This window comes from Kordiimonas lacus, from assembly GCF_001550055.1.
Taxonomy (GTDB): domain Bacteria; phylum Pseudomonadota; class Alphaproteobacteria; order Sphingomonadales; family Kordiimonadaceae; genus Kordiimonas; species Kordiimonas lacus.
Genome location: NZ_LRUA01000010.1, coordinates 419,146 through 435,715 on the forward strand (window position 1 = coordinate 419,146; position 16,570 = coordinate 435,715).

The 16,570-nt window shown below is 59.1% G+C and carries 16 protein-coding genes and 1 pseudogene; 9 read left to right on the forward strand and 8 right to left on the reverse strand.

Annotated elements, in window-relative coordinates; all coding sequences use genetic code 11:
* Positions 1-120 precede the first annotated feature (120 nt).
* Together grpE and hrcA are read right to left on the reverse strand one after the other, a co-directional pair.
* Positions 121-726 carry a nucleotide exchange factor GrpE gene (gene grpE, locus KORLAC_RS16825; RefSeq protein ID WP_068308699.1) on the reverse strand — a complete coding sequence of 202 codons (606 nt, stop codon included), beginning with the start codon at positions 724-726 and terminating at the stop codon, positions 121-123.
* Positions 727-772: 46 nt separating this feature from the next.
* Entirely contained in the window at positions 773-1,807 is a 1,035-nt protein-coding gene (gene hrcA / locus KORLAC_RS16830; protein WP_068308701.1) for a heat-inducible transcriptional repressor HrcA, read from the reverse strand.
* A 173-nt stretch (positions 1,808-1,980) separates the two neighbouring features.
* On the opposite strand from hrcA, the gene rph reads away from it, so the two are divergent.
* The 3 genes and pseudogenes from rph (at position 1,981) to hemW (ending at position 4,479) form a co-directional block, all read left to right on the forward strand.
* The gene (gene rph / locus KORLAC_RS16835; RefSeq protein ID WP_068308702.1) at positions 1,981-2,694 is read left to right on the forward strand and encodes a ribonuclease PH; all 714 of its coding nucleotides are present in this window, start codon (positions 1,981-1,983) and stop codon (positions 2,692-2,694) included.
* 77 nt (positions 2,695-2,771) lie between these two features.
* A pseudogene (rdgB, locus tag KORLAC_RS16840) lies at positions 2,772-3,299 on the forward strand (RdgB/HAM1 family non-canonical purine NTP pyrophosphatase); the annotation flags it as partial.
* Entirely contained in the window at positions 3,277-4,479 is a 1,203-nt protein-coding gene (hemW, locus tag KORLAC_RS16845; protein ID WP_068308706.1) for a radical SAM family heme chaperone HemW, read from the forward strand. The pseudogene rdgB and the gene hemW, both read left to right, overlap by 23 nt.
* Here the strand turns inward: hemW and KORLAC_RS16850 are convergent.
* Positions 4,454-5,821, reverse strand: a complete 1,368-nt coding sequence (locus tag KORLAC_RS16850) for a penicillin-binding protein activator (protein WP_068308708.1) — start codon at positions 5,819-5,821, stop codon at positions 4,454-4,456. The two genes, hemW and KORLAC_RS16850, sit on opposite strands and share 26 nt — an antisense overlap.
* A 170-nt stretch (positions 5,822-5,991) precedes the next feature.
* On the opposite strand from KORLAC_RS16850, the gene rsmI reads away from it, so the two are divergent.
* The 3 genes from rsmI (at position 5,992) to gshB (ending at position 8,245) form a co-directional block, all read left to right on the forward strand.
* A complete protein-coding gene (gene rsmI, locus KORLAC_RS16855; RefSeq protein WP_068308710.1) occupies positions 5,992-6,861 on the forward strand; it encodes a 16S rRNA (cytidine(1402)-2'-O)-methyltransferase in 870 nt (289 codons plus the stop codon).
* 2 nt (positions 6,862-6,863) lie between these two features.
* The gene (locus tag KORLAC_RS16860; protein WP_068308712.1) at positions 6,864-7,226 is read left to right on the forward strand and encodes a YraN family protein; all 363 of its coding nucleotides are present in this window, start codon (positions 6,864-6,866) and stop codon (positions 7,224-7,226) included.
* 65 nt (positions 7,227-7,291) lie between these two features.
* The gene (gene gshB, locus KORLAC_RS16865) at positions 7,292-8,245 is read left to right on the forward strand and encodes a glutathione synthase (RefSeq protein WP_068308715.1); all 954 of its coding nucleotides are present in this window, start codon (positions 7,292-7,294) and stop codon (positions 8,243-8,245) included.
* A gap of 105 nt (positions 8,246-8,350) precedes the next feature.
* On the opposite strand, the gene KORLAC_RS16870 is transcribed toward gshB, so the two are convergent.
* From KORLAC_RS16870 to mnmE, 5 genes are all read right to left on the reverse strand, one after another.
* Positions 8,351-9,268 (reverse strand): ParB/RepB/Spo0J family partition protein, encoded by a 918-nt coding sequence (locus tag KORLAC_RS16870; RefSeq protein ID WP_068308717.1) that lies wholly within the window; start codon positions 9,266-9,268, stop codon positions 8,351-8,353.
* Positions 9,269-9,301: 33 nt separating this feature from the next.
* Positions 9,302-10,111, reverse strand: coding sequence for a ParA family protein (locus KORLAC_RS16875; RefSeq protein WP_068308719.1), 810 nt, complete (start codon positions 10,109-10,111; stop codon positions 9,302-9,304).
* Positions 10,112-10,156: 45 nt separating this feature from the next.
* Positions 10,157-10,777, reverse strand: coding sequence for a 16S rRNA (guanine(527)-N(7))-methyltransferase RsmG (rsmG, locus tag KORLAC_RS16880; RefSeq protein ID WP_068308720.1), 621 nt, complete (start codon positions 10,775-10,777; stop codon positions 10,157-10,159).
* 16 nt (positions 10,778-10,793) lie between these two features.
* Positions 10,794-12,665, reverse strand: a complete 1,872-nt coding sequence (gene mnmG, locus KORLAC_RS16885; protein ID WP_068308722.1) for a tRNA uridine-5-carboxymethylaminomethyl(34) synthesis enzyme MnmG — start codon at positions 12,663-12,665, stop codon at positions 10,794-10,796.
* Between the two features lie 185 nt (positions 12,666-12,850).
* The gene (mnmE, locus tag KORLAC_RS16890; protein WP_068308724.1) at positions 12,851-14,236 is read right to left on the reverse strand and encodes a tRNA uridine-5-carboxymethylaminomethyl(34) synthesis GTPase MnmE; all 1,386 of its coding nucleotides are present in this window, start codon (positions 14,234-14,236) and stop codon (positions 12,851-12,853) included.
* A gap of 93 nt (positions 14,237-14,329) precedes the next feature.
* Between mnmE and KORLAC_RS16895 the strand changes: the two genes are divergently transcribed.
* From KORLAC_RS16895 to KORLAC_RS16905, 3 genes are read left to right on the forward strand one after another with little or no spacing between them, the layout of a single operon-like run.
* The gene (locus KORLAC_RS16895; RefSeq protein ID WP_068308726.1) at positions 14,330-14,821 is read left to right on the forward strand and encodes a methylated-DNA--[protein]-cysteine S-methyltransferase; all 492 of its coding nucleotides are present in this window, start codon (positions 14,330-14,332) and stop codon (positions 14,819-14,821) included.
* A gap of 55 nt (positions 14,822-14,876) precedes the next feature.
* Positions 14,877-15,584: a dienelactone hydrolase family protein gene (locus KORLAC_RS16900; protein ID WP_068308728.1), complete on the forward strand. Its 708-nt coding sequence runs from the start codon at positions 14,877-14,879 to the stop codon at positions 15,582-15,584.
* A 4-nt stretch (positions 15,585-15,588) separates the two neighbouring features.
* Positions 15,589-16,563, forward strand: coding sequence for a quinone oxidoreductase family protein (locus tag KORLAC_RS16905; RefSeq protein ID WP_175445637.1), 975 nt, complete (start codon positions 15,589-15,591; stop codon positions 16,561-16,563).
* Positions 16,564-16,570: the final 7 nt, after the last annotated feature.

Genomic DNA, 16,570 nt, shown 5'->3' on the forward strand with positions numbered 1-16,570 from the left:
TCTTCGCACAATTGGGCTTCAGTTGACGGAGATACCGGCTTTCGCCGGTATGACGGCTCGAAACAAAAAAGAAAGCCCCGCTCAACCGGCGGGGCTTTTTTCGTTTAGGTTCGGAAAGTCTTAGACTTCCTGGTCCACCTTCTGGACTTCGCCTTTGGCCACGCCAACCATGGCTGGCCTCAGCAGGCGGTCCTTGATCACATAGCCCGCGGCCACGACCTGCATCACACTGCCGGGCGCGTGCTCGTTGGTCGGCACTTCGAACATGGCCTGGTGGAACTGATGGTCGAACTTTTCGCCCACTTCCGGCTCTACTTTGCGGATGCCGTGACGCTCCAGGATGTTCAAAAGCTCGCGTTCTGTCATGTCCACGCCGTCCACGAAAGCCTTCAGAGCCTCAGGGATTTCGGCGGGCGCGCTTTCAAGCGCCCGCTTCAGGTTATCGGACACATTGAGGATATCGCGGGCGAAGGCTGTCACACCGTAGGCGCTCGCGTCGGCCTTGTCCTTCTCGGCGCGGCGACGGACGTTTTCCGTTTCCGCAAGCGCGCGCACAAGTCGGTCTTTCAGTTCCGCGTTTTCAGACTTCAGCTGGGCCAGCGGGTCTTCTTCCGCGTCCGCACCCTCTGCGGCCTGGGCCTCAGCGGCTTCGGCAGCTGCAGCTTCTGCAGCGGCGGCGGCCTCTTCCATCTGCTCTTCCGGCTTGTTGGTCTCTTGTTCGCTCATGGACTGCTCTCTTTACTCTTCATTCGATTCAGGCGGGGGCAGATGCCTACAGCATCCGGCCAATCACCCGCGCGGTGTAATCCACCATCGGTACGATCCGGGAGTAATTCAGCCGCGTTGGGCCGATCACCCCGATCACACCTACAATATTGTTCGCCCCGTTCATATAGGGAGAGACGACGAGAGATGAACCCGAAAGGGAAAATAAATTATTCTCGGCTCCAATGAACAGGCGCACGCCTCGCCCGTCTTTGGCGAGTTCCATCAGCTTGATCAAGTCTTTTTTGCGTTCAAGCTCGTTAAACAGCTGCCTGATCCGCTCCAGATCCTCAGCCGCCTGCACATTCTCAAGAAGATTAGCCTGCCCGGAGATCAAGAGCGAGGCCTTGTCGTCGCCCCCGCCCCACACCGCGAGGCCTTCTTCGACCACCTTGGTTGTCAGCTCATCCAGTTCTGCCTGACGGGATTGGAGCTCGGATTCTACGCCGCCGCGCACCTGCTCGAACGTACGGCCCACAAGGCGCGTACTCAGGTAATTCCCGGCCTGAATGAGGGCTGACGGCGGCAAGCCGGGCGGGATGGTGATGATGCGGTTCTCGACACTGCCGTCTTCGGCCACCATCACCACAAGGGCGCGGTCAATTGCTATGGGCACAAATTCAATATGTTTGACCGTCAGGTCCTGCTTGGGAACCATCACCACAGACGCGCAGCGCGACAGACCCGAAAGCGCCTTGGTGGCGTCAGACAATACATCTTCGAGCGCGCGGCCAGTGGCCGAGCATTGCCCCTTGATCGAGGCGCGCTCTTCGCGCGTCAGGTTGCCCACTTCCATCAGGCCGTCGACAAAAAACCGCAAGCCAAGGTCCGTGGGGATACGGCCTGCCGACGTGTGCGGAGAAATGAGGAGGCCTGCGTCTTCAAGGTCCGCCATCACGTTCCGGACGGTGGCTGGCGACACGTCGATGCCGTCGGCGCGACTGATGGTGCGCGAGCCAACGGGGTCTCCCGAGTCCAGATATGTTTCCACAATCTGGCGGAAGATCGATTTCGATCGTTCGTTAAACACTGCAAGCGACATGCTTTTTGCCCTCTGTCCCTGCCTTCCATCCTTGGCACAATAAAAAAGCCAAAGACACGCATCAATCGAATAATCGGCGAAATGGCGGCGGAGAAGCGCTTTCACCTTTGACCTAAATGGGGTGAGTAGGTAGAAGAAGCAACAGAAGAACTGCCAAAAACAAAGGAATTTCCATGCGACCCAGTGGACGCGCAGGCGACGAGCTTCGCACCCTCGAAATGACCCCCGGCTTTGCCAAGCATGCTGAAGGCAGCTGTCTGGTGAAATTCGGCGACACCCATGTGCTGGTAACGGCCACGGTTGAGGACAGCTGCCCACCGTGGCTGAGGAACACCGGCAAGGGATGGGTAACGGCGGAATATGGCATGCTGCCACGCTCCACCCACGGCCGCATGCCGCGCGAAGCCGCCAAGGGCAAGCAAAGTGGCCGCACGCAGGAAATCCAGCGCCTGATTGGCCGGGCATTGCGCGCCGTTGTGGACCTGCGCAAGGTCGGTGAGCGCCAGGTACGCGTGGACTGTGACGTGATCCAGGCCGACGGCGGCACCCGCACCGCCTCCATCTCTGGCGCTTATGTGGCACTCTATCAAGCGTTTGAATGGATGCTGAAGCAAGAGATGATCACGGAAATGCCGTTCACCGACAGCGTGTCTGCCATCAGCTGCGGCATCTATAAAGGGACGCCTGTGCTGGATCTGGATTATGACGAGGACAGCGCTGCAGAAACAGACGCCAACTTCGTGCTGACCGGCAAGGGCGGCATTGTGGAAATCCAGAGCACCGCAGAAGAAGAGCCATTCAGCGAGGAAGAGTTCCTGCGCATGCTCCGCCTGGCCCGCATCGGCTGTGACCAGATCACGGCGGCGCAGAAGAAGGTGCTGGGCTAACCATGGCGCGGCATTTTGACGGCAACAAGCTGGTGATCGCCAGCCACAACAAAGGCAAAGTGCGCGAGATTGGTGAGCTTTTGGAGCCTTTCGGCGTGGAAACCATCTCCGCCGGTGACCTGGGCTTACCGGAACCGGTTGAAGACGGGCTGACCTTCATTGCCAATGCGGAAATCAAGGCCCTGGCGGCGGCGAAAGCCGCTGGCCTGCCGGCGCTGGCGGACGACAGCGGCCTTGAAGTGCACGCACTGGGCGGCGAACCGGGCATCTATAGCGCCCGCTGGGCCGGGCCAACAAAAGACTTCAGCGTCGCCATGGCCGCCGTGAATGAAAAGCTGGGGAACGTGGAGGACCGCGGCGCCAACTTTACCTGCGCCCTGACCCTGGCGTGGCCCGACGGCCATATGGAAAGCTTTGAAGGCAAGGTGTTCGGCAGCCTCACATGGCCGATGCGCGGGGAAAAAGGCTTCGGCTATGACCCCGTGTTCGTACCCACCGGCTTTGATGTGACGTTTGCTGAGATGGAACCGGCAGAAAAACACGCCATGAGCCACCGGGCCGAGGCGTTCAAGCAGTTGATTGATGCCTGTTTTAAGCCCGCATAAACCGCCTGTGATTGAGGCTTCAGCCTATAAGGGGCCAGCCGCCATTTATGTGCACTGGCCCTTTTGCCTGAAGAAATGCCCTTACTGTGATTTCAACAGCCATGTGCGCGACGAAGTCAGCCACGACCGTTGGCGCGAAGCGCTGGTGCGCGAAATTGACAGTTTTGCTGAGCGTTTCCCCGGCCTTTCCGCCAGTTCGATCTTTTTCGGTGGCGGCACCCCCAGCCTGATGGAACCGGACACCGTCGCCGCCGTCATTGAACGGGTGCGCCATCATTGGGGCGACAGCGAGATTGAAATCACGCTGGAGGCTAACCCGTCAAGCGTCGAAGCCGGTCGGTTCCGGGCCTACCGGGAAGCCGGTGTGAACAGGCTTTCCGTGGGCATCCAGTCTTTGCGCGATGATGCACTCAAGTTCCTGGGCCGGCTCCATAACGCCAGCGAAGCCCTCAAGGCCCTTGAAGTTGCGCGAGCCAACTTTGACCGCGTCAGCTTTGACCTCATCTACGCCCGGCCTCAACAATCACTTGAAGACTGGCGCACAGAGTTAACCGAAGCGCTGGCCTTTTCGCCCACGCACCTGTCGCTGTACCAGCTGACAATCGAGGAAGGCACCGCCTTTTATCACCAGTTCAAGCGCGGTAAATTCACCCTGCCGGATGAGGATGAAGCCGCGGCGCTTTATGACCTGACACAGGACATCACTGAAGCGGCAGGGCTTCCGGCCTATGAAACGTCAAACCACGCAGCACTGGGCCAGGAAAGCCAGCATAACCTCAGCTATTGGCGCGGGGATTATTATGTCGGCATCGGGCCTGGAGCGCACGGGCGCGTCCCCGCCACCTTCCCCGGCACCGCCACGGCCCACGCCCAGATCAAACGGCCGGAAAACTGGCTTGAAAGCGTTGAGGCCTTCGGGTTCGGCACGGACACCACAGAGCCGGTCAGCGCAGAAGACAGGTTTATTGAAACCATAATGATGGGGCTCAGGCTCAAGGACGGTATCAACCTCAAGGGCTTGGAGGACCGGCTTGGTGTTGGCGCGAAAGGCATTGTAGATTTCGGCGCGGCAGCAGACCTGGTAGCCTCAGGCCACTTGCTCTATGACGGCGAAACCCTTCGGCTCAGCCCCAATGGGCGGCCGCTCCTGAACTTTATTCTCGGGAAACTGATTGCCTGAGCTGATAGCCGAAGCTTGGGAAAGCGGTCGGGGCCGGATCCAGCACCTTGAATTCACGCCGGGATACTTCAAGGATCGCCAGCGCCCGTTCGTTCAGGCCGTCCCTGTTCAGCCGGAACAGGCCATCAATACCCACAAAGCCTGTGGGGCTTGTGAGGCGCGCGGCCGAGAAACGTTCCTCGCCTTCCTCGAGCGTGTCGCGCGAAAGCGCTGCCACCAGGCTCATGGCATCATAGGCAATGGAGGCAATACGCGGCGGGCGGCTGCCGAACAGCTCTTCATAGCGGGTCATGAAAGCTTCCGGGCGCGCTGGTTCGGGGGCCGCGAACCAGCCGCCATGCAGCGGCGGTTCATCCATCAGGCTGGGATCGTTCCATAGCCCGGTACCCAACAGCTGTACCTCTCCCAGATCAACCTCATAAAAAGGCAGTAGCGGCCCAAGCGTGCGCAACAGTGCCCCGCCTTCTGGCACAAGCACCGCGTCAAATCCGACGGGCTCAAGCTCTTCGGCTCTGGCCAGGCGGTCCGCGATCTCGTCCGTCACATCATCCCGAAGCGCCCTGAGGGCGCTGATTTCATCGCGCAGGTTTTTCTGTCGCAGGTCATAATTCGCCAACGCCTTGACGGGTTCAAACACATTGTCCGGGTCAGGCGGGTAGCTCTCGAGCGCAACAACGGCGGCGCCGTCATAGCTGACCGCATCCCCAAAGGCGGCGCGGACCCGTGCGCCATAGCGGCCTTCGGGGATCAGCGCACTGAAGCGGCTGTGGCCCTGACTGACCGCATAATCCACCACCCGCTGCACTTCTTCTTCTGGCAGGAAGCCCATGATATAGCGGCCGGGTTCCGCAACGCGACTGTCGTTGGAAAAACCGATCACCGGAATGTCGGCGGGGCCGAAAACCTGCCCTGCAATCTGCACGTTACCTGCCAGAAGTGGGCCCAGCACGATATCCACACCCGCCTCAAGCGCCTGGCGGGCCGCAGAGTCGGTGGTCATGCCGTCAGCTTTGGTATCAAAAGGCAGCAGCGTGAGGCGAGGGTCATAAGCATCGAAAAGCGCCATGGTCGCCGCATTCAGCAAGGACTGGCCGGTTTCGGCTTCGGTGCCGGTAAGCGGCAACAGGATGGCGATGCGCACAGGGCTTTCATCGGCTTCAGTGATGCCCGACACCGGTTGTTGGTCGCCCGCCTCTGCCTGGTCTGACTGTTGCGCAGTATCCTGTGGGGCTGGCGCGCGTGTAACAGGTGCCTGGCCCGCGCCGCCACAAGCTGCAAGCAGGCCGCACAGCGAGAGTGCAGCAACAGCTTTCAAGTCTTTCAGAAACTTACTTGCAACCATGACCAACCTTGGTGTTATCTGGGGCTCAACCGTGCCAGCACAGACCCATGTTTGCGCTGACCCTACTGATAAACAGGGCGCCTGTAAATCAGTGGCTTAGGGGGATATCCGCGCCGCGCCAGCAAAGGTGCGGGCGGTGATGCCCTCACAACACATAATGGATCATAAAAATGGCTGAAATCGGGTCACAGAAAAAGCTGCCGGCAGGGCTTTATATTGTTGCGACACCGATCGGCAACCTGTCGGACATCAGCCAGCGCGCGCTCGAGGTGCTGGCGGGCGTTGATCATATTGCCTGCGAAGACACGCGGGTGACCGGAAAGCTCCTGACTGCCAAACTGATCAAAAAGCCCCTGAGCTCCTATCACGAGCATAACGGTGCCCGCGAACGACCAAAGCTGTTGGAGCGGATTGACGCGGGCGAGCGTATCGCGCTGGTCTCCGACGCTGGCACGCCCTTGATTTCGGACCCCGGCTTCAAGCTGGTCGCCGAAGCGCAGGATGCCGGGCTTTATGTCACAGCCATCCCTGGCCCGTGCGCCGCCATCGCGGCGCTCAGCCTCGCGGGCCTGCCAACAGACCGCTTCCTGTTCATGGGCTTCCCGCCCAACAAATCCGGCGCGCGCCAGAGCTGGTTTACCCAAGAGGCCAAAACCCACGCCAGCCTGGTGTTTTACGAAAGTACCCGTCGGCTGCCAGACTGCCTGGCAGATGCTGCGGAAAGCCTTGGCGGAGACCGGTTCGTGGCCGTTTGCCGGGAGCTGACGAAGAAATTCGAGGAAGTGAAGCGCGGCACGCTCGCGGAACTGGCGGCCGCATACGCAGAAGACGGCGCGCCCAAGGGCGAATGCGTGGTGGTGATCGGCCCGCCTGCCCATGTGGAAGAAGCCGGTAGCGGGTCCGATATGGACACCGAACATCTCCTCGCGGCCGCGCTGAAGCATATGAGTGTCAAGTCCGCCGCGGCTTTTGTCTCTGAGATTACGGGCGAGAAGAAGAAAGCCATCTACGCCCGGGCCCTCGAGCTTTCAGGGAAGTAGCGATGACCGGGGCGCGGCAACAGGCAGAGGCACGGGGCCGCAAGGCCGAGGCGTTCGCCGCCTGGTTCCTGCGCCTGAAGGGCTATAGCATTCTGGAAGAACGCTACCGCTCGCCGTATGGTGAAATTGATTTGGTGGCCAGAAAAGGAAAGCTTATCGCCTTTGTAGAGGTGAAAAGCCGCAAAACAGACCGGGACGCAAGGGAATCCGTAACCTTTCGCCAGCGCAGCAGGATTGAAAAGGCAGCGCTGGATTGGCTGGCGCGTCACAAAGAAATGAACGCGTCCGTTCGCTTCGATGTGATAGCCATTGTACCCGGCGGCTTACCGTCCCATATCAAGGATGCCTGGCGACCGGAGGGCTAGTCCCGAGACGCTTTTTGGCTTCAAGTAACGCTTTAAGTAATGAGAATTTTCTAGAGGAAACGTTAATGGCAGCGCGCGCTCTTAAAGTAGCGGTTCAAATGGACCCCATCGAAGATATCAATTTTGACGGCGACAGCAGCTTTGTCATGGCGCTTGAAGCCCAGGACCGGGGCTACAGCCTGTGGCACTATCAGCCGGAAGACCTGTTTTTCGATGAAGGCAGGGTTCTGGCCCATGCCCGGCCTATGCTGCTGCGGCGCGAGCGTGGCAATCACTATAGCCTGGGCGACGTTGAGCTGATTGACCTCAAGGACATGGATGTGGTGCTGATGCGCCAGGATCCGCCGTTTGACATGGCTTATATCACCGCCACCCACCTTCTGGACCTGGTGCACCCCGACACGCTGGTGGTCAACAACCCAGCGGAAGTCAGGAACGCGCCCGAGAAGCTGTTTGTCACCGAATTCCCCGACCTGATGCCGCCCACCATGATCACTCGGTCAGAGGCGGACGTGAAAGCCTTCCGCAAGCGCCACGGCGATATCATCGTCAAACCCTTGTACGGCAACGGCGGCGCGGGCGTGTTCCACGTGAAACCTGATGACCCGAACCTATCGAGCCTGATGGAGCTGTTCCTGATCGGCAGCCGCGAACCCGTGATGGTTCAGAAGTTTCTCCCAGAAGTCGTTCGGGGCGACAAACGCATCATCCTGGTAGACGGCGAGCCCGTGGGCGCAATCAACCGCGTGCCGGCGGAAGGTGAGATCCGCTCCAACATGGTGGTGGGTGGCCGCGCCGAGAAATCCGACCTGACGCCGCGCGAGCAGGAAATCTGCGACCGCATCGGCCCGGCACTGCGGGAAAAAGGCCTGATTTTCGTGGGCATCGATGTGATCGGCGACTGGCTGACGGAAATCAATGTCACCTCGCCCACGGGCCTGCAGGCTGTGAACCGGTTTGATGGTGTGAAGCTTGAGGCAGACATCTGGGACGCTATTGAGAAGCGCCTAAGCCACTGATATCAAAAAAGTATCGTCACTCGCCGACAAGATCGGCGAGTCTACACTTCAGACATTTCCTGGAATGGATTCGCCGGTCAAGCCGGCGAATGGCACGCTAAGGCTTTAAAACCCGCAAACACCCAGTTTGCTGCAAAGCTCATCAAGGTCTTCCAATGTTTCATATGAAATGGTGACCTTGCCGCCCTCGCCTTCATGGTCGATGGCCACTTTCATGCCCACAGCCGCCGTGAGGTCCTTCTCAAGTGCGATGGTGTCAGCGTCTTTCTTGGCACCCGACGAACCTGTGCCGCCTGGACGCGGACTGCGCTTCTGCTTGCCTTTGGCTTCATTCGCAAGCGCCTCGGTCTGGCGCACGCTCAGGCCCTCAGCCACAATGCGTTTCGCCAGCATGAGCGGGTCATCCGCGCCAATAAGCGCACGAGCATGGCCCATGGAAATTTTGCCTTCACCCACCATCGTCTGCACTTTTTCAGGCAGGCTAAGAAGGCGCAGCAGGTTGGTCACATGGCTGCGACTTTTGCCCACCACTTCGGCGACGGCTTCCTGGGTATGCTTGAATTCTTCCATCAGCCGCTTGTAGGCCATGGCCTCTTCAATCGCTGACAGGTCCTGGCGCTGGATGTTCTCGATGATTGCGATCTCAAGCACTTCCGTGTCGTTGAGTTCCTTCACCACCACCGGCACTTCATGGACGCCTGCCTTCTGGGCCGCCCGCCAGCGGCGCTCCCCCGCCACGATCTGGTATTTCTCAGGCTCAAGCTCGCGCACCAGGATCGGCTGCAGCAGGCCCTTTGCCTTGATAGAGGCCGTCAGTTCAGCCAGCGCGTCTTCATTGAAGTGAACCCGGGGCTGATTTACGTTCCGCTCCAGGAACTCGATCGGCAACCAGCGGCGCCCTGCCTGGGGCCGACCTGTGGTGGTTGCTGCAACCACATCGCCTTGCTCATCAAATATCGGGCGGTCGTCACCAAGCAGTGCCGAGAGACCCTTCCCCAATCCTTTACGTGCAGTCTTTGTCATAAGAAAAACTTCTAACCTATTGTTTTTATTAGTTTATGCCGCCATTTTCCGGTCTCGGCCCAACAGCTCGCGCGCCAGCTTGATATAGGCCTGGCTGCCCACACAGCGGTGATCATAAAGAAGCGCCGGCTTGCCGTGGCTGGGCGCTTCCGATACCCGTACATTGCGCGGAATCACAGTCTGGTACACCTTGTCGCCCAGGAAATCGCGCACATCACCCGCTACCTGTTCCGACAAGTTGTTCCGCTTGTCGAACATGGTCAGCACCACCCCGTTGATGGTGAGCTTGGGGTTCAGGCTGCCGCGCACCTGCTCGATGGTTTTGAGAAGAAGGCTGAGACCTTCAAGCGCAAAAAACTCGCACTGCAGCGGGACAAGGACACTGTCGGCTGCCACCAGCGCATTGATCGTCAGGAGCGACAAGGACGGTGGGCAATCAATCAGGATATAGTCATATTCTGCCCGCGCCTGCGCTTTTTCCATGGCGTACCGCAGGCGGAAATTGCGGTGTGGCAGTTCTGCCAGCTCAAGGTCCGCGCCAGACAGGTCAATGGTGCTTGGGATGATAGACAGGCCAGGCACACCGCTGTCGATAATTGCGTCGCCAAAGGGCGCAGCGCCCAGCACCACATCATAGGATGTGATCTCGCGCGCGTGGCGGTCAATACCGAAACCGGTGGAAGCATTGCCTTGCGGGTCCAGGTCCAGGATCAGGACCTTTTTCTTCACCGCTGCCATGGCCGTGGCCAGATTGATGGCTGTGGTGGTCTTGCCGACGCCGCCTTTCTGGTTGGCGACAGCGATAATTTTCGCCTTCTTTCCCGTCTGCGAAGCAGAACTCATGCAAACCCCTCCCCGGATCAGGCAAAAGCCTTAAGATTCAAACATTTACAACCGTTTTATCGATGATAGCCTCAAGATGACACCGGTTGGGTCAGACAGGCTTTTGAAACGATCAACGTTCATCTTCCAACAAGCTTTCGCTTCGGTCAATTCCTCATCCGCGATCTCACCCTTCAAAAGCCACATCTCTGTGTCCTCATTCAGGAAAGGCGCTGCCCAATCAAGCAGTTGACTGATGCGCGCGCAGGCCCGGCTGGTGACAATATCGACCGGAAAAATATCCATCTCCTCGATCCGCTGCGCATGAATCGTGGCATTTGCCCCTGTTTCACGTGAAACCTGATTCATGAAAGTGCATTTCCGGCCATTCGATTCGACCATATGGGCGGTTGCCACCCCCATCGCTGAAAGCACCAGCCCAGGGAAGCCCGCGCCGGACCCGATATCCAGCAGCGTGACCTCGCGGTCGCCGAAACGTTCCTTCAGAAGCGGTGCGAGCTGCGCGCTATCGAGGAAATGACGCCGCCACATATCGTCGAGCGTGGAGTTGGCAACCAGGTTCTTGGCCTTTTGCCATTTGGCCAGCAGACCAGCATAGACCTTCAGCTTGTCCAGTGTTTCACGTGAAACATCCAGATCACGCGCCAGATCATCAGCACCATACATAAGCGATTCCAGTGATTTATGCCGCGCGGCGTTTCTTGATGTGGCCGAGAAGGAGCGTCAGCGCCGCCGGTGTCACACCCGCAATCCGTGCGGCTGCGCCAAGTGTGGCTGGCCGTGCTTCCCTGAACTTTTCACGCATCTCGTTTGACAACCCATTGATCATGGCGAAATCCAGGTCTTCCGGAATATCGAGCGCTTCGTCCTTGCGGAAGGCTTCGACATCCTGTTGTTGGCGCTCAAGATAACCGCGGTACATGGCATCAATCGACAGTTGTTCAGCAATGGCAGGGTCGATCTGCCCCAACACGTCCGGCCAGATAGCCTTGAGCATATCAAAGTCGATGGTGCTGAACGCAAGCAGGGTTTCCCCGTCCCGGCGCACACCATCCTTGTTGATATTGAGGCCATGCTTTTCGGCCTCATTCGGCGTCAGCGATACAGACTTGAGAATTTCGCGCCCGACCGTCAACGCGGCTTTCTTGTCCGCAAACGCCTGCGCGCGCACTTCGCCAACCAGACCAATGGCTGTGCCTTTTTCGGTCAAGCGCTGATCGGCATTATCCGCACGCAACAGCAGGCGGTATTCCGCCCGGCTCGTGAACATGCGGTAAGGCTCGCGCGTGCCCTGGGTGACCAAGTCATCCAGCATCACGCCGATATAGCCGTCGGCCCGGTCGAGCACGAAGCGCTCATCGGACCCCCGGGATTTGATCGCCGCGTTCGCCCCGGCCATCAGGCCCTGTGCTGCTGCTTCCTCATAGCCCGTCGTACCGTTGATCTGACCAGCCAGATACAGGCCGTCTGCGCGGCGGGTCTCAAGCGTGACCTTAAGCTCGCGCGGGTCGACAAAGTCATACTCGATCGCATACCCCGGTTTGATGATGCGGACATTTTCAAGCCCCGGGATCGAACGGATCATCGCGTCCTGCACGTCTTCCGGCAGGCTTGTGGAAATGCCGTTCGGATAGACTGTCTCGTCGTCCAGGCCTTCCGGCTCCAGAAAGATCTGGTGGCTGGATTTGTCGGCGAAGCGCACAACTTTGTCCTCAATCGACGGGCAATAACGTGGGCCTTTGCTGTCGATCTGACCGGAATACATCGGCGCCCGATGGAGGTTTTCGCGGATGATCTCGTGCGTGCGCTCAGTGGTTCGCGTCATATAGCAGCTGATCTGCGGCACCTTGATTTCGTCCGTCAGGAACGAGAAGGCCACCGGCGGATTGTCGCCCGGCTGCTCTTCACACACAGACCAGTCGATGGTCTTGCCGTCAAGGCGTGCGGGTGTGCCGGTCTTCAGCCGGCCGAGTTCAAACCCCAATGACATCAGCGTGTCCGACAAGCCAAGGGCTGGTGCTTCATCCACCCGCCCGGCTGGGATTTTCTTCTCGCCAATATGAATAAGCCCGCGCAGGAAAGTGCCTGTTGTCAGGATCACTGCATTCGCCGTGATCGTCTTGCCATCACCTGTGACAATGCCCGTAACCTTTGGCTTGTCGCCCGTACGGTCAATCATCATATCCTCAACCGCGCCCGCCTCAATGGTCAGGTTCGGATAGCTGGACAGGATTTCCTGCATCGCGTTACGGTAAAGCTTGCGGTCGCTTTGGCAACGTGGCCCCTGAACGGCCGGCCCCTTGCGACGATTGAGCAAGCGGAACTGGATACCAGAACGATCGGCCACCAGCCCCATGATGCCGTCGAGCGCATCAATCTCGCGCACCAGGTGGCCCTTGCCCAAACCACCAATCGCGGGGTTACAGGACATCTCGCCGATGGTTTCAACCTTGTGGGTAATCAGCAGCGTGCTCGCGCCCATGCGTGCGGAAGCCGCCGCGGCTTCACAGCCGGCGTGCCCGCCCCCAATAACAATGACATCAAAATCAGCCATTCAATCAATCCATATTGCCGGGTGCCCTATATATAAAGACACCAACAAAAAGAGGCCCCTGCAAATCTATGCGGGCCCCACTTGGTGCGTTCTATACTAGCGAATGATTTTTAAGTCAAAGTTAAGTGGCGGATTGCGGATCCACTGTTCCCATGTTTCACGTGAAACATGGATACCAACCCACCCTACTTTCCGATGCAGAAATCCGAGAAGATCACATCAAGGATATCCTCAACGCCGACTCGGCCTGTAATTTTACCGAGGGACCGCGCGGCCATCCGCACATCCTCGGCGGCGAGGACGGCATCCATTCCGGCGTTCTGGTCAAACCGGTCCAGATGCTCGACAGCATCCTCGAGCGCCCGGCGGTGACGCACGCGCGTAAGAGACGGCACTTCCCGGGGCGCCATCGCGTCGCGCACATGGTCCGTAAGAGTGTCGAACAGTTCATCCAAACCATGATCCGCTTTTGCTGATACGCTGGCTGCACCGATGATCCCCACGGGCAGCTCGTCATGTTTCACGTGAAACATGGTTTCGCCTGAAGCAGCTTCGCGCCGGTCAGTCTGGGTGATCACCAGAAGCGCCTTTTCGTCCAGCCATTTCTGCATGCTCTCGGGCACCTTGGGCCAGTCATCTGCCCGCACCAGGACGAGGCGAAGATCCGCTTCTTCGGCGCGGGCAAGCGCCCGGCGGATGCCTTCCTGCTCAATAGCGCCCTGGCCCTCTCGCACACCAGCGGTGTCGATCAACCGGACGGGATAGCCGCCCAGATCAAGCTGAATCTCAATCGCGTCCCGCGTTGTGCCTTCTTCGTCGGAGACAATGGCCACATCAGATTTTGCCAGTGAATTCAACAGGGTAGACTTGCCCGCATTGGGTTCGCCCATGATGACAATACGAAATCCCTCACGCAAGGCCTCACCGCGCCGCCCATCCACAAGATGTTGTGTTATTTCCTGCTTAAGCGACAATATGTTTGGTCTAACAGCACCTGCGACGCCCTCCGGCAGGTCTTCGTCCGGGAAATCTATATCGGCCTCAAGGTGAGCGAGGTGCGCCACCAGGCGACCGCGCCAGTCCTCGTATAAATCCCGCAGTGCGCCGTCCATTTGCCGAAGTGCCTGCTCCCGCTGGGCGGCGGTCTGGGCATGAATCAGATCGTTGAGGCCCTCAGCTTCGGTGAGGTCCAGCTTCTGGTTATCAAACGCCCGTCGGGAAAACTCACCCGGCTCAGCAGGACGAAGGCCCTGAATTTTGTCGAGCGCTTCCAGAACACCTGCGACCACCGCGCGACCACCGTGCAGATGCAGCTCCACCACATCCTCGCCCGTGAAACTGGCAGGGCCTTTGAACGCAATCACCAATGCCTGATCGAGCCGCGCGCCGCTGCCGTCTGTCAGCAGCCGGAGCGCCGCATAGCGGGCTTCCGGGACCGGCTTTCCGGACAAGGCTTCGAGTGCTGCAAAAGCATGCGCGCCCGACAGCCGCACAACAGCAACACCGGCCGTGCCGGCGCCGGAAGAGAGCGCGAAGATTGTCTCTGGCTTCTTCTGGGAATTTTGGCCCACAGGATCAGTCTTTCGTATCAGGTCAGTCTTTATCGCTTGCGCGACAGCCTTGCACACAATAGCAATGAGCTAATCAATATAGAGAGGCAATCCATGTCGCAACTCTCAATGCACACACCGGTGATCGATATCACCATCACAGAATTCGACGGGGCCATCGTCTCGCTCGATTGGGGCTGGAGTCCGTTCCAGGAATCGACGCCTCTGCTTGTTGAAGCGAAGCGGCAGCTGGACGCTTATTTTGACGGCGAGTTGACACGCTTTGACCTGCCTTTGTGCCCCATGGGAACGAAACATCAGGAACAGGTGTGGAAAGCCATGCGGGAAATCCCGTATGGTGAAACCCGTACCTATGGCGACCTGGCCAGCGAGATCGGTTCAGCCGCGCAGGCTGTTGGCACGGCGTGCGGCCGGAACCCGATCCCGATCCTGATCCCGTGCCACCGGATCGTTGCATCGGCCGGCAAGCTTGGGGGCTATTCGGGTGACGGTGGGCTTTATACCAAACGTGCCCTGCTGGTTCTCGAGGGCGCATTAACGGTTGAAGAAGGCAAAGCCCTTGAAGAAGCTGGAGCGCTTGATTAGGTCTCTAGGACCAATTGGATCAGACAGATAGGAACGAACCATGAGGGGACAGACGATGGCAGACTATATCGACATCCAGGCGACTGACGGTAGCGGCAGCTTCAAGGCCTATGTCGCCCGCCCGGCAAAATCTGCGTCTGGTCCCGTGATTGTGGCGCTGCAGGAAATCTTCGGCGTCAATGAAGGCATGCGCCAGATTTGCGACGACCTGGCGCGTGAAGGCTATATCGCCATCTGCCCCGACCTGTTCTGGCGTATGAAGCCCGGCGTGGATATCACCGACAAGACCGAAGAAGAATGGAAAGAAGCCTTCGGCTATTTCCAGAATTTCGATCACCCGAAAGGCATGGAAGATATCAAAGCCACTGTGGCTGTGGCGCGCTCGATTGAAGGCGGCACCGGCAAGGTGGGCGCTGTGGGCTATTGCCTTGGCGGCCTGCTGGCCTTCAAGACATCGGTGGAGACTGACGTGGATGCCAGCGTGTCCTATTATGGTGTCGGTATCGATACAAAGCTGGACCAACAAGACCAGATCACCACGCCGCTTCTGATGCATATCGCCGAAGAGGACGGCTTTGTCGACAAGGACGCCCAAAAGCGCATCAAGGCGGGTCTGAAAGATAACGCGAATATCACCATCCACAGCTATCCCGGCGTGGACCATGCCTTCGCCCGCCCCGACGGCGTGAACTGGAACACCGCCGCCGCCAACCTGGCGAACGGCCGTACGCGGGACTTTTTCAAAACCAACCTGAAGGATTAGGCCTGTGGTTAAAGCGATCCGGATGGAGGCCTTTGGCGGCACGGATGTGCTGAAGTGGCAGGATGTTGAGCTGGGCGCCCCAGGTGTGGGCGAAGTTAGGATCCGCCACACGGCGATCGGGCTGAATTTCATCGACACCTATCACCGCACCGGACTTTACCCGCTGCCGCTGCCGGCCACGCCGGGGCTGGAAGCCGTGGGCGTTGTTGAAGCTGTGGGGGACGGCGTTGGTGGCCTGGCTGTGGGGGACCGGGTTGGCTACCCCATAGGCCCCATCGGTGCCTACGCGGAAGCGCGCAATATCCCTGCCGACAAGATCGTCAAAATCCCGGACAGCGTATCAGACGAGGACGCTGCCGCCCTGATGCTGAAGGGCTGCACGGTCGAGTTTCTGACCGAACGGCTGTATCCGGTAAAGGCCGGTGAAACGGTTCTGCTGCATGCCGCCGCCGGTGGCCTTGGCCTGATTGCCTGCCAGTGGCTGAAGGCCCTGGGCGCAACCGTGATCGGCACCGTGGGCAGCGAAGAGAAAGCTGAACTTGCGCGCGCCAACGGCTGCACCCACACGGTCCTCTACCGTGAAGAAGACTTCGTCGCCCGCGTGCGAGAGATCACGAACGGTGAAGGCGTGCCTGTGGTTTACGACAGCGTCGGCAAGGCCACCTTCATGGGCTCGCTTGATTGCCTGAAGCGCCGCGGCGTGATGGTCACCTTCGGTAATGCCACCGGTCCGGTGGACCCGGTCCCACCCGCGCTTCTGGCGCAAAAAGGCTCGCTGTTCCTGACGCGCCCGACGCTGATGGATTATGCCGCCACGCGCGCTGACATGGTGCATTCCACCAGCCGTGTGTTTGAGATGATCGCAAGCGGCAAGCTGAAATCACAGATCAACCAGCGCTTTGCCCTGAAGGATGCCGCCAAGGCCCATGAGGCGCTCGAGGCCCGCGAGACCAGCGGCCAGACAATCCTCATCCCCTGAGCCACGG